Raw genomic sequence first — 13,035 nt, 5'->3', positions numbered from 1 at the left:
CTGATGCGCAAGGTCCTGATCGCCAACCGCGGAGAAATCGCCGTCCGCATCGCCCGTGCCTGCGAAGACGCCGGACTGGAGTCCGTGGCTGTCTACGCCGACGTCGATGCCGACGCCATGCACGTGGGAGCGGCCACCGAGGCGTACAGCCTGGGCGGCAACGCGCCGTCGGAAACGTACCTCAATATCCCCAACCTCCTGCGCGTGGCCGCGGAGTCCGGGGCGGACGCAGTGCACCCGGGCTACGGCTTCCTGTCCGAGAACGCCGGCTTTGCCCAGGCGGTCCTGGACGCCGGCCTGACCTGGATCGGCCCCACCCCGGACGCCATCCTCCAGCTGGGCAACAAGATCACGGCGCGCGAGATCGCCGTCCGCGCCGGTGCCCCGCTGGTGGCCGGCAGCGACGGTCCGGTGGATTCGGCCGCCGAGGTCCGCAAGTTCGCCGAGCAGCACGGCCTGCCGATCGCCATCAAGGCGGCCTTCGGCGGCGGCGGACGCGGGCTGAAAGTGGTCCGCGAGATGGACCAGATTGAGGAGTCCTTCGATTCCGCGGTCCGTGAAGCGGTGGTGGCCTTCGGCCGCGGCGAGTGCTTTGTGGAGCGGTACCTGGACCGGCCCCGGCACGTGGAGGCGCAGGTCCTGGCGGACCAGCACGGCAACGTGGTGGTGGTGGGCACCCGCGACTGCTCGCTGCAGCGCCGGCACCAGAAACTCGTGGAAGAGGCACCCGCACCCTTCCTGACCGAAGACCAGACCCAGCAGATTTACGACGCCGCCAAGGCAGTGTGCCGTGAAGCCTCCTATTCGGGGGCCGGGACGGTGGAGTTCCTCGTGGCCGCCGACGGCACCGTCGCGTTCCTCGAGGTGAACACGCGCCTGCAGGTGGAGCACCCCATCACCGAGGAGACCACCGGCGTGGACCTGGTCCAGGAGCAGTTCCGGATCGCCGCCGGCGAACCGCTGCGCTTCACCGCTGATCCCACGCCGCGCGGCCACTCGTTCGAATTCCGGCTCAACGCCGAGGATGTAGGCCGGGGCTTTCTGCCGTCACCCGGCACCGTCGCCACCTTCAGCGGGCCGACCGGACCCGGCGTCCGGCTGGACTCCGGGGTGCGTTCCGGCTCTGTGGTGGCGCCGCAGTTCGATTCCCTGCTGGCCAAGCTGATCGTCACCGGCGCCGACCGCCAGCAGGCGCTCCGCCGGGCCCGCCGCGCCCTCGCCGAAATGGAAATCACCGGCGTGGCCACCGTCCTGCCGTTCCACCGGGCCGTTGTTCAGGCGCCGGACTTCACCTCCGAAACCGCGCTCGGTATCCACACACGCTGGATCGAGACCGACTTCGCGGATTCCATCGCGGCGGATCCGGAATACGGCACGTCCGTTCCGGACGGTGAGCGGCGCACCATCACCGTTGAGGTCGACGGCCGGCGCCTCGCCGTCGGCCTTCCCGCTGACCTGCTGGATGGCTGGGCGCGCTCCGGTGCAGGCGTTCCGGCGGGGGTTTCCCTGGACGGGACGGCTTTGGATGGTGCTGCCGACGGCGGTGCTGCCGCCGATCCCGGCGAGCTGCGCGCGGACATGGCCGGGACGGTGGTGAAGTGGCTCGTGGAGCCGGGTGCCGAGGTGGCGGCGGGGGACGCCGTCGTCGTGCTTGAGGCGATGAAGATGGAGACCCAAGTGACCGCCCACCGCGCCGGTACGGTAACCGATCTCAGGGCCCAGCCCGGCGGCGTTGTGAACGCCGGGGGCGTGCTGGCGCTGATCGGCTGACTCTTCCCGTCCGGATGCCCGTTCTATACGCTGGTCAAACCCCGGCGATAAGGACGGCCTGACGTGAGTGAACGCATTGGAATCATCGGCGGCGGGATCGTGGGCATCGCCGTCGCACGGGCCTTTATGCAGCGGGGGATCGGGGACGTCACCGTCTTCGAGAAGGAAGACCGGCTGGCTGCACACCAGACCGGCCACAACTCGGGCGTGGTGCATGCCGGCCTCTACTACGCCGGCGGGTCCCTGAAAGCGCAGCTGTGCGTGGCCGGCCGCTCAGCACTCGAAGAGTACTGCCGGGAGAAGAACCTTCCCTACCGTGAGGTTGGCAAGCTGGTGGTCGCCGTCGACGAAACGGAGCTGCCGGCCCTGGCCGAAATCGAAAAGCGCTCCAAGGCCAACGGCGTGCCTGACTTGGCCCGCATCGATGACGTGGTGCGGCTGCACGACATCGAGCCGCACGTGGCAGGTGTGGCGGCGGTCCACTCACCCCACACCGCCGTCGTCGACTATGCGGCCATCACCGAAGCGATGGCACAGGACGTCCGCACGGCGGGCGGCACCATCATCCTCGGGCAGGAGGTGGTGTCGATGGCCATCGAACCGGCCGGAGTGCGCGTGGTAACGCCCGTGTCAGAGCACGTCTTCGACCGGGTGGTGGCCTGCGCCGGACTGCAGTCCGACGCCGTGGCCCGCCTGGTGGGCGCTGACCCTTCGCCGAAAATCCTGCCCTTCCGCGGCGAATACTGGGCGCTGAAGCCCGAACGCAACAATCTGGTCAGGGGCATGATTTACCCGGTGCCCGACCCGCGCTTCCCGTTTCTCGGCGTGCACTTCACCCGTGGCGTTTACGACGACGTCCACGTCGGCCCGAACGCCGTCCCGGCGCTGGCCAGGGAGGGCTACGGCTGGCGCACGGTCTCACTCAAGGACACCTGGGACTCCCTGACCTGGCCCGGGGCGCTTCCGCTGGCCAGGAAGCATTGGCGGATGGGCATCGACGAGATCAGCGCATCGCTGGTGAAGTCCATGTACTACCGCAAGGCCAAGCGCTTCATACCCGAGCTCACCATGGCGGACCTGACGGCGAAAACGGCCGCCGGCGTCCGGGCGCAGGCGTGGGGCCGCGACGGTTCGCTGCTCGACGACTTTGCCGTCGATCAGGTGGGGCCGGTGACCCTGCTGCGGAATGCGCCGTCGCCGGCCGCCACCTCGTGCCTGGCCATCGCGGACCACGTGATCGATCGCTACGTGCTGGTGCGGGACTAGGTAGAAGCTTCTAGCCGACATTTCCTTGGTGGGGACGGAAGACGAAGGTGCTTGACTATGCGGCATGACACTAAATCGAAACCCGGTGGTTGAATCGTTCCTTGAGTCGCTGGACCACCCACTGGGTCCCGTGATTGAGAGCCTTCGGATGGCTATCCTGGACGCGGATGACGCCATCACGGAGCGTGTTAAGTGGAGGGCGCCGAGCTTCTGCTTCAACTCTGTTGACCGGGTCACCTTTAACTTGCGACCGCTTCATCACGTGCAGCTGATTTTTCACCGCGGTGCAAAGACCATCGAGGATGACTTTGATTTTGATCCCTCTAAATGGAGCGGGCTGTTGGAAATGATCGGGCAAGACCGCGGCCAGGTGATTTTTCCAAGCGCGGAGGCCGCGGCAGCCCGGCAGGACGAATTCGTGGCGCTGGTGCGCGCGTGGGTTCGAGCCTGACCTGCGGGTTGACCGGCGCAAATACCTTCCCGCAGAGAATCCTGGTCACAATGGGTGACCTCGATTCGACGGCGGTCGCACGGGGCGTTTCCCGGCGGGACTCTGATAGTCTTCAGTCATCCACGGGCCTCCCGGTCGCCTCTTTGGCCGGTTGTAGATAACGAGTGGGAGCTCGCGATTCATCGCGAATGATTGGGAGGCTTTAATGCATCTGACGCCACGCGAAACCGAAAAACTGATGATTGTGGTTGCTGCCGACCTCGCACGACGGCGGCAGAAGCGCGGACTCAAGCTCAACCATCCGGAATCCATCGCGATTCTCACCTATGAGCTGGTGGAGGGCGCCCGCGACGGACGCCGCGTGGCGGACCTCATGAGCTACGGCACCACCATCCTGACCAGGGAAGATGTCATGGAGGGTGTCGCAGATATGATCCACGACGTCCAGGTCGAGGCGACGTTCCCGGACGGCACCAAGCTCGTCACCGTGCACAACCCCATTCGCTAGGCGAAGGAGAACCCCATGAAACCCGGCGAATACATCCTCCGCCCGGAGCCCATCACGTGCAACGCGGGCCTCATTCCCCGTACCCTCGCCGTGATCAACCGTGGTGACCGCCCCATCCAGGTGGGGTCCCATTATCATTTCTTCGAGGTGAACGATGCCCTCGAGTTCGACCGGGAGGCGGCCCACGGCTTCCGGCTGGACATCCCGGCGGGTACGGCGGTGCGGTTCGAGCCCGGGGATGAAAAGACGGTCAACCTGCTCGCGTACTCGGGCGACCGTGCGGTCTACGGGTTCCGGGACCGCATCAACGGCCCGCTCGAGCCGAGCCGCGGCCTGATCGACCTCCAGGACGACACCAAATGAGCTTCGAGCTGAGCCGCAAGCAATACTCGGACCTCTACGGCCCCACCACGGGCGACGCCGTTCGCCTGGCCGACACGGATCTGTTCCTCGAGATTGAGCACGACCACACCAACTACGGTGAAGAAGTCGTGTTTGGCGGCGGCAAGGTCATCCGTGACGGCATGGGCCAGAACGGGCAGCTGATCCGCGATGACGACATCCCCGACACCGTGATCACCAACGTGATCGTGCTTGACTACACCGGCATCTACAAAGCCGATGTTGCACTGCGCGACGGGCACATCTTCAAAATTGGCAAGGCCGGCAACCCCCAGATTTCCCGGGGCGTGAACATCACCATCGGCGTCGCCACGGACATCATCGCGGGCGAAGGCAAGATCCTTACCGCCGGCGGCATCGATACCCACGTGCACTTCGTGAGTCCCGACCAGGTGCCGGTGGCGCTGGCCTCGGGGATCACCACCCTGATCGGTGGCGGTACCGGACCAAGCGACGCGAGCAAGGCCACCACCGTTACACCCGGCGCCTGGCACATTTCCCGCATGCTTCAGGCCGTGGAAAACCTGCCGATCAACATCGGCCTCCTCGGCAAAGGCCACGCCAGTGCCATCGAGCCCCTTGCCGAGCAGATCCGGGCCGGCGCGATCGGGCTGAAGGTGCACGAAGACTGGGGCTCCACCACGTCCTCGATCGACATGTCCCTGCGTGTGGCTGACGAGTACGACGTGCAGGTGGCCATCCACTCCGACACCCTCAACGAGTGCGGCTTCGTCGAAGACACCATCCGTGCCATCGGCGGCCGGGTCATCCACACCTTCCACACCGAGGGCGCCGGCGGCGGGCATGCCCCGGACATCATCAAGATCGCGGCGCTGCCCAACGTCCTGCCGGCGTCGACCAATCCCACCCTGCCGTACACGGTCAACACCATCGACGAACACCTCGACATGCTGATGGTCTGCCACCACCTGAGCCCGGACATCCCCGAGGATGTGGCCTTCGCCGATTCGCGGATCCGCAAGGAGACCATCGCCGCGGAGGACGTGCTGCACGACATGGGCATCTTCTCCATCACCAGCTCCGATTCCCAGGCCATGGGCCGGGTGGGCGAGGTGGTCCTGCGGACGTGGCAGGTAGCGGACGCCATGAAGCGCCAACGCGGAAAGCTCGACGGCGATCCCGAGGTGGGGGACAACTTCCGGATCAAGCGCTACGTGGCCAAATACACGATCAACCCGGCGATCGCCCACGGCATCGCGGACTCGGTGGGAAGCATCGAAGAGGGCAAATTCGCTGACCTCGTGCTCTGGGACCCGGTGTTCTTCGGCGTCAAGCCTGAGCTCGTGCTCAAAGGCGGGCAGGCCGTCATGAGCGTTATGGGGGATCCCAACGCCTCGATCCCCACCCCGCAGCCGCGCACCCTGCGCGGCAACTTCGGGGCACTCGGCACCGCGGTACATGCCGCATCGATCACGTTTCTTTCCCAGGCCGCCATCGCAGCCGGAGTCCCCGAACAGCTGGGCCTACGCCGCGTGATCCGGCCGGTGAGCGGGATCCGCACCCTCACCAAAGCGGACATGAAACACAACGGCGCGACACCGGATATCGGGGTCGACCCGGAAACCTACTCGGTGACTGTCGACGGCGAGCCGATCACGGCGGAGCCCTCCACGGTGCTGCCCATGGCGCAGCGCTACTTCCTCTTTTAGACACATATTCCCAAGGGGGCATATATGATTATCGACCACGTCATCGCCAACCGGCACGATCTCCCCGACGGCGAGCTGGCCGGCCTCCACGAGGAGCAGGTTCTCCTGCCGAGTGCGGAACTCGTCAAGAAAATCCAGCGAGTGACCACCGACCATGGCCGCGAGCTGGGCATCAGGCTCAGCGATGCCTCGGGCCCGGTGCGGGACCTCCGCGACGGCGACATCCTGTTCCGCGACGACAAAACAGTCGTCGTGGTGACGGCACTGGCAACGGACGTCCTGGTTATTGCCGCGCGCAGCATCCGTGAGATGGGGGTCGTGGCGCACAACCTCGGCAACCGGCACATGCAGGCGCAGTTTTTCGACGCCGACAGTGAATATGCCGCAGAAGTGATGGTGGTGCAGTACGACCACACGATCGAGGACTACCTGATCCACGTGGGCGTGCCGTACTCGCGCCAGGAACGTGTGGTGCCCGTGCCGTTCCGCCATGCCGAACACACCCACTGAGCGCGTGAACGAGCCGCCGTCGTACCTGCTGCCGCTGTTGCAGCTCTCTGACTCCGCGCTCCCCACGGGCGGGTTCAGCCATTCCTTCGGGATGGAGACGTTCCTGGAACGTGGACTCATCGACGGCGAAGCGGGCTTCGCCAGCTGGCTGAGCCAGTTTGTGGGCATCCAACTGACCTACAGTGACGGGTTCGCCCTGCGCCTAGCGTTCGAGGCGACCTCCGTGGATGACATTGCCAGGATCGACCGGATGATAGCCGCGGCGGCGCTGCCCCGGGAGGTCCGCGAAGCGGGGACCAAGATGGGCGCACGGATGCTGGCCATCGCCGGAACCGTGGCGCCAGGTGCCCGGCTCGCGGACTACGCGGCCGCCGTCGGAAATGGGCGTTGCGCCGGGCATCCGGCGGTCGCGTTCGGCGTTGCCGGCCGCCAGCTGGGCGTCCCGCTGGAGGAACTGCTCGCGAGCTACCTCTTCACGGCAGTCACGTCGCTGACCCAAAATGCCATCCGGGCCATCCCCATCGGGCAGGACGCCGGGCAGCGTGTGCTGCTGGGAGCCCACCCCAGGATCATGGACGCCGTCCGCCGGATCCAGGCACTCGAGGCCGACGACTTCGGCATCACGGCCCCAGGCCTCGAAATCGCCCAGATGCGCCACGAACGCCAGCGCGTCCGCATGTTTATGTCTTAAGCAGTCCGCGGTCCGCCGCACCCAATACGCAGGCAATACGCAGCAAGGAGCACCATGAAACTCATCAAAATCGGCGTCGGCGGTCCTGTCGGCGCAGGCAAGACCCAGCTCGTCGAACGCCTGACCCGCCACCTCAGCGCCGAGATTTCGATGGCCGCAATCACCAACGACATCTACACCATCGAGGACGCCAAGATCCTCGCGGCCAACGGGATCCTGCCGCTGGACCGCATCATCGGAATCGAAACCGGCGGCTGCCCGCACACGGCGATCCGGGAGGACACGTCGATGAACTCGGCGGCCGTGGAGGAGCTGCGGCTGCGCCACCCCGGCCTTGAAGTCGTCTTCATTGAAAGCGGGGGAGACAACCTTTCGGCCACGTTCAGCCCGGAGCTGGTGGACTTCTCGATCTACATCATCGACGTGGCGCAGGGCGAGAAGATTCCGCGCAAGGCCGGCCAGGGGATGATCAAGTCCGACTTCTTCATCATCAACAAAAAGGACCTGGCCCCGTATGTGGGTGCCGACCTCTCCGTGATGGAGGCGGACACGCTCGAGTTCCGCGGCAACAAGCCCTACTGCTTCACGAACCTCAAAACCGACGAAGGCCTGGAGCACGTCATCGACTGGATCAGGCGCGACGTGCTCATGCTTGACCTACGCCAGTGACCGGGGCGCCTGCGCCCGCACTCCCGGTGACCGGCGCCGCCGTCGAACTCGCCGGTACCCTCGCGCTCACCGTGGGGGTGCGGAGCGACCGCTGCATCGCCACGAGCCAGTACCACCAGGGGGCGCTGCGCATCCTCCGGCCGCACTACCTCGATGACACCAGCCAGGTCTGCTACGTGGTGGTCAATCCCGGGGGCGGGTACGTCGGTGGCGACGAGTATGAAATCGACATCACCGTCGAATCAGGGGCCCGGCTCCTGCTGACCACCCAGTCAGCAACGAAGGTCTACCGCACGCCCGGGACCCGCGCCGAACAGCGGACGCACATCCGGCTCGGCCCCAACGCGAGCCTGGAATCTGTGCCGGACCCGCTGATCGCCTACCGCGGGGCGACCTACCGGCAGGCCACGGTGGTTGAGATGCACGGCAGCGCCTCGCTGGTGATGGCCGAGATCGTCACGCCGGGCTGGTCGCCGGACGGCGCCCTGTTCGGCTACGACGAGATCCGCCTGCGGAACGAGATCTCGGTCGACGGGCGCCTGGCGGTGCTCGACAACCTGCTGATCCGCCCGCTGACCGGTGCCGCCCCGATAGACGGCATGGCCTTCCTTGAGGACTACACCCACGTCGGTTCCCTGCTGGTCATGGATGCCCGTGTGGACGCGGCACTGCTGAACGAGCTGCATGAGGAGCTGCTGCCGCTTGCCGGCGGGTGCAACCTGGGCATGTCACTGCTCGACGGCGGCCTGGCCATCCGGGCCCTGTCCCATGCCACCGAGCCGCTGGACGCCGTCATCCGCGCCGGCATCGACTTCCTGCGGTTCCGCTGGCACGGCCAGGCCGGCCTCAACCTTCGAAAGTACTAAATGAAAGCCCTTTTGAACCACCACGAGCGGGAAGCCCTCCCCACCGGCCGCCGTCTGGCGGTGACGTTCGCCGCCGTCGCCGTCCTCCACATGGTGATGCTGGCGCTGCTGGCCGATTCGCTGCGCACCAACCACAACCCTCTGGTGCTCGGCCTGCTCATCACCGCGTACCTGGCCGGTGTGAAGCACAGCTACGACTGGGACCACATTGCGGCGATCGACAACTCCACCCGCCGCTTCGCAGCCCAGGGCCGCAGCCCCGTCAGCGTAGGTTTCGCCTTCAGCATGGGCCACAGCATGGTGGTTGTGCTTGCCGGGGTACTGGTGGTCAGCGGTGCCGGCATCATTCAGGACGCACTCAGCGATGGCTCGTCCGCGAACATGGTTTTGAGCATTACCGGGGCGTCCGTCTCGGGCCTGTTCCTGCTGACCATCGGTGTTTACAACGCCGCCGCGTTCCGACGTACTGCCTCGTTGTACCGCCGGGTCAAGGACGGTGCATCCGTCACCCGCGAGGAACTGGCGCCCACCGGTCTGGTGGCCCGCCTGCTCGACAAGCCGCTCTCCCGCGTTAACCGTCCCCGCGACATCTTTGTCCTGGGGTTCCTCTTTGGCCTCGGCTTCGACACGGCCTCCACCATCGCGTTCCTGCTCCTCACGGCGACCGCCTCCCTCGCCGGCATCTCGCCGCTCGCGCTGATGGCCCTGCCCTTCGGCTTCATGGCGGCGATGTCCCTGTGCGACACGGTGAACGGCGTCGCGATGATGAAGATGTACCGAAGCGCGGTTGTTGACCCCCGGCGGCGTATCGGCTTCAACATGGTCATCACCGGTGTGTCCGCAGCCTCTGCCCTGTTCATCTCGGTCATCACCATCGCCGGCGTACTGCACGCGATGCTCGGACTCACTGACCCGGTGACCACCTTCCTGGCCGAACTCGACCTCGGCCATGCCGGGCTGGTCCTCGTGGCGCTGCTGCTGTTCATCTGGGCCGCGCACACCTGGGTTCGCCGCGCCGGCGAGGCCGCCTCAGCTACAACGCGCGGAAACCCGCAGGGATAGGGCCCGACGGCGGGATCGCCTCAGGCCCGCCGGTTCCAGTCCCGCCGGTGCCGGGCCGGGCGGCGCTACTCGGCGGACGGCCGCCGTCGTTGCTGTTTCGTCGCTGACCGCTGTACCTTCGTGGCGAGGCGACGGCGGTTCGAACCCCGGGTGGGTTTGGTCGCCCGGCGGAGGGGGCCTTCGGGCGCCAGGCCTTCTCTTAGGAGGTCGGCGAGTTTGGCAAGGGCAGTCTCGCGGTTGCGGAGCTGGGAGCGTTGCTCGGAGGAGGCTACGGTGATCGCCCCGGTGACGAGGCGTGGTCCGAGACGTCTCAGCAGCATCTGCCGCTGGTCATCCGAAAGGGCGGCGGAGCCAGCGATGTTCCATGAGAGCTCGGCGCGGCTGTCCGTTGTGTTGACGTGCTGGCCGCCTGGCCCGGACGAACGTGAGAACCGCCAGCGGAGTTCCGACGCCGGAATTGTGAGCGCGGGTGACACCTCCAGATCCATGCAACCAGCGTTGCATACTATGGGCGGGATCCAAGCCCGCAGCCGCGCGCAGCAAAGGAGGTACTGCCAGACCCCTGATAAGCAGAGCCCTCGCTAGGTCCGGTATGAACGGGTTGTATTGAAGGTGAACCCCAGTAGTAGCCCCTACCCTTAGACCGGAGCCAGCGTGACCGCCGCCGTAATCCCGATTCCCGCACGCGAGCAGGCGGTGGGCCGCCCCCTGGCGATCGTGCTTGGCCTGCTGACCATTTTCGGGCCCATCTCCATGGACCTCTATCTGCCGGTCCTCCCAGCTCTTACTGCAGAGCTTCAAAGCACGACGTCGGTGGCCCAGTTGACCATCACCGCCTGTCTGCTGGGGCTCGCCATCGGCCAAGTAGTGGCCGGGCCGCTTTCGGACCGCCTGGGGCGGCGGATGCCGCTGCTGATCGGCGTCGTCGCCTACACACTTACCTCTGCGCTCTGTGCGCTGAGCCCAACCGTCGAGACCCTCATCATCGCAAGGTTCGTCCAGGGCCTGGCCGGAGCCGTGGGCATCGTCATTGCGCAGGCCGCCGGGCGGGACGTCTACTCAGGCGCCAAGCTGATCCGCTACTACGGCCGCCTCACGGTTCTCGGGGGACTGGCTGCCATCATTGGCCCGGTCATCGGCGGGCAACTGGCAACCGTCACCGACTGGCGCGGAGTCTTCCTGTTCCTCGCAGCCGTCGGCGTCGCCGTCCTGGTGGCATCATTGATGACCTTCCGGGAGACCTTGCCGGCGAACCGTCGGGTGACCGGAGGCCTCTCCCACACCGTCCAGGACTTCCGCCGGCTCCTCGCTGACCCGGTGTTCGTCGGAGCCGTGCTGATCACGGGCTTCACGTACTCGGCGGTCTTCGCCTATTTGAGCGGGGCAACGTACATACTCCAAGGCGTATATGGGCTCTCCCCGGTGGGGTACTCCCTGGCCTTCGGCCTGATTTCATTCGGCTTTATGGTCTTCGGATTCATCGCCGGCCGGCTTTCTGAACGGTGGTCCGAACGTGGAACGCTCACACTGGGTCTGATCATGACTGCGGCCGGTGCCTTGGGGCTGCTGGCGACGGCGCTCCTGCACCTGCCGCTGGTCGCGATCATCCTGTCCCTGTTCACCATGGTCAGCGGGGTGGCCGTCACCAGCCCGCCGGCCACCTCACTGGCACTCAAGGATTATCCCGATATCGCCGGGACGGCCTCCTCACTGCTGGGGCTGGCACGGTACGCGTTCGGCGGCATCGCCGCACCCTTGGTGGGCATCGGCGGAGCCCACGACGCTGTACCGTTCGGGATAGTCGCGGCCGTTTCCGCTGCGGCGGCCGTCCTGTGCCTGGGACTGGTCAGCGATAACCGGAAACAACACGCCGTGCCGCGAATCCCGTGAGGACTGCTACGGTGCCCGCCATAAGGACCCCTGCCAGCACGTAGACGCCGAACAGCACCGGCGCAGGTGTCTTTTCGTCAATGAACGGCGACGGTGCCAGAGTCCACAGAATGGCAACAGCCCAGGCGCCGGCGTTGACGGGAATCCAAAACGCGCTGCGCCGGGGCGGAACCATATGGCGCAGGACCAGCCACTGGAAAGTCGGGATGGACAGCAGAAGCACGGAGCCGAGCACGGCAACAAGGATGATCACCCAGGGCGAGCCGAAGTCGATGCCGCCGAGGCTGCTGGGGAGCATCCCGATCGACCACGCGGTGGCCGCCCCAGCCGCCGTCACGAGGATCCATCGCGATCTGGGTATCGTCGGTCCGAAACCTCGGGACTGGCCAAACCCCAGTAGACAGCCTTCACACGCGCCGGCCAGAACCATTGCGGGATAGACGATACCGGCCGGTGCGGCGAGGATACTCAGGATGCCGCCGACGATAGCCGGGATGGCAAACCCCGCGGCTTCGGCCAGCGTTACGGAGACGAACCAGCGTTGGAGGAAATGGTCCCGGAGCACCATCACCCCGTCTGCTCCACTGCCGCCAGGATCGCTTTGCCCAACTCCGCAGGTTTGGTGAACTGCGGCCAGTGGCCGGTGGGGAGGTCCACGTAGTCGACGTCGCGGATGCGCGCCAGCTCGGCGGTGAAGGGGTGGCCGGCGTCGATCCATTCGGTGAGGAGCGATGACGGGAATTCGCACGCAATCACCGTGGCGGGGACCTCGTAGCGGTGGACGTCGTGCAGATGCTGCCTGCCGTACGCCACGCCCTTGGGCTCCGGAATGGCGCGCGCCCGGAACGACGCGCGCAGTTCGTCAGTGAGGTCCACCAGGTCGGCGTCTTCGAACCCGTCCCACGGTGGCAGCGGCACGTCGTCGCCCTCGGTGGGCAGCTCATCGTTGATGACGCCGCCCTCGCCCAGCGGTCCGCTGTCCACGTAGATGTTCCGCGCCACCCGGTCGGGCCTCGCATCCGCCACGCCGTGGATGATCGCGCCCCCGCCGGAGTGCCCCACGAGAACCACATTCCCATCGAGGCCGTCCACAAGATTTACGACGGCGGCAATATGGTCCTGCAGGCTGATGCCCGCCCGGGGCGCATCGACGGATTCAAGGCCGGGCAGTGTCAGGGGATGGGTCCTGTGCCCCGCCGCTTCCAGGGCAGGCGTCACCTCCTCCCACGAGGACGCGTCCAACCAGAAACCGGGTACCAGGATGATGTCCATGACGGAAC

The 13,035-nt window shown here is 66.3% G+C and carries 15 protein-coding genes; 12 read left to right on the top strand and 3 right to left on the bottom strand.

All coding sequences use genetic code 11. The features are described 5' to 3' along the window. Positions 1–3 precede the first annotated feature (3 nt). The 11 genes from ACZY0Q_RS16595 (at position 4) to ACZY0Q_RS16545 (ending at position 9,865) form a co-directional block, all read left to right on the top strand. The gene (locus ACZY0Q_RS16595) at positions 4–1,770 is read left to right on the top strand and encodes an acetyl/propionyl/methylcrotonyl-CoA carboxylase subunit alpha (protein WP_463918510.1); all 1,767 of its coding nucleotides are present in this window, start codon (positions 4–6) and stop codon (positions 1,768–1,770) included. Between the two features lie 63 nt (positions 1,771–1,833). Beyond that, positions 1,834–3,036 carry an L-2-hydroxyglutarate oxidase gene (gene lhgO, locus ACZY0Q_RS16590; protein WP_463918508.1) on the top strand — a complete coding sequence of 401 codons (1,203 nt, stop codon included), beginning with the start codon at positions 1,834–1,836 and terminating at the stop codon, positions 3,034–3,036. 64 nt (positions 3,037–3,100) lie between these two features. Then, positions 3,101–3,487, top strand: a complete 387-nt coding sequence (locus ACZY0Q_RS16585; RefSeq protein ID WP_463918506.1) for a DUF1801 domain-containing protein — start codon at positions 3,101–3,103, stop codon at positions 3,485–3,487. A gap of 205 nt (positions 3,488–3,692) precedes the next feature. Then, positions 3,693–3,995, top strand: a complete 303-nt coding sequence (locus tag ACZY0Q_RS16580; RefSeq protein WP_463918505.1) for an urease subunit gamma — start codon at positions 3,693–3,695, stop codon at positions 3,993–3,995. 15 nt (positions 3,996–4,010) lie between these two features. Then, entirely contained in the window at positions 4,011–4,358 is a 348-nt protein-coding gene (locus ACZY0Q_RS16575) for an urease subunit beta (RefSeq protein WP_463918503.1), read from the top strand. After that, positions 4,355–6,067, top strand: coding sequence for an urease subunit alpha (gene ureC, locus ACZY0Q_RS16570; protein WP_463918501.1), 1,713 nt, complete (start codon positions 4,355–4,357; stop codon positions 6,065–6,067). Before ACZY0Q_RS16575 ends, ureC begins: the two co-directional genes overlap by 4 nt. Before the next feature lie 24 nt (positions 6,068–6,091). Then, positions 6,092–6,577: an urease accessory protein UreE gene (ureE, locus tag ACZY0Q_RS16565; RefSeq protein ID WP_463918500.1), complete on the top strand. Its 486-nt coding sequence runs from the start codon at positions 6,092–6,094 to the stop codon at positions 6,575–6,577. Further along, the gene (locus ACZY0Q_RS16560) at positions 6,558–7,268 is read left to right on the top strand and encodes an urease accessory protein UreF (protein ID WP_463918498.1); all 711 of its coding nucleotides are present in this window, start codon (positions 6,558–6,560) and stop codon (positions 7,266–7,268) included. The genes ureE and ACZY0Q_RS16560 overlap by 20 nt, the downstream gene beginning before the upstream one ends. 54 nt (positions 7,269–7,322) lie before the next feature. Continuing rightward, a complete protein-coding gene (gene ureG, locus ACZY0Q_RS16555; protein WP_463918496.1) occupies positions 7,323–7,937 on the top strand; it encodes an urease accessory protein UreG in 615 nt (204 codons plus the stop codon). Continuing rightward, positions 7,934–8,803, top strand: a complete 870-nt coding sequence (locus tag ACZY0Q_RS16550) for an urease accessory protein UreD (RefSeq protein ID WP_463918494.1) — start codon at positions 7,934–7,936, stop codon at positions 8,801–8,803. Before ureG ends, ACZY0Q_RS16550 begins: the two co-directional genes overlap by 4 nt. Continuing rightward, positions 8,804–9,865: a HoxN/HupN/NixA family nickel/cobalt transporter gene (locus ACZY0Q_RS16545; protein WP_463918492.1), complete on the top strand. Its 1,062-nt coding sequence runs from the start codon at positions 8,804–8,806 to the stop codon at positions 9,863–9,865. It begins immediately after the preceding gene. Positions 9,866–9,930: 65 nt separating this feature from the next. Here ACZY0Q_RS16545 and arfB read toward each other — a convergent pair whose 3' ends face one another. Then, positions 9,931–10,353, bottom strand: coding sequence for an alternative ribosome rescue aminoacyl-tRNA hydrolase ArfB (gene arfB / locus ACZY0Q_RS16540; RefSeq protein WP_463918490.1), 423 nt, complete (start codon positions 10,351–10,353; stop codon positions 9,931–9,933). 166 nt (positions 10,354–10,519) lie between these two features. Here arfB and ACZY0Q_RS16535 point away from each other — a divergent pair, with 166 nt between their 5' ends. Beyond that, positions 10,520–11,755, top strand: coding sequence for a multidrug effflux MFS transporter (locus ACZY0Q_RS16535; protein ID WP_463918488.1), 1,236 nt, complete (start codon positions 10,520–10,522; stop codon positions 11,753–11,755). Here ACZY0Q_RS16535 and ACZY0Q_RS16530 read toward each other — a convergent pair. Continuing rightward, on the bottom strand, positions 11,712–12,323 hold the full coding sequence (locus ACZY0Q_RS16530) for a hypothetical protein (RefSeq protein WP_463918487.1): 612 nt from the start codon (positions 12,321–12,323) through the stop codon (positions 11,712–11,714). The genes ACZY0Q_RS16535 and ACZY0Q_RS16530 overlap by 44 nt on opposite strands. Next, positions 12,323–13,027, bottom strand: a complete 705-nt coding sequence (locus ACZY0Q_RS16525) for an alpha/beta fold hydrolase (protein WP_463918485.1) — start codon at positions 13,025–13,027, stop codon at positions 12,323–12,325. Before ACZY0Q_RS16525 ends, ACZY0Q_RS16530 begins: the two co-directional genes overlap by 1 nt. Positions 13,028–13,035 lie beyond the last annotated feature (8 nt).

The sequence above is a fragment of the Pseudarthrobacter lactosi genome (assembly GCF_055412785.1).
Note: the sequence above shows the minus strand (reverse complement) of the source record. Positions and strands in the feature narration are given on the sequence as shown.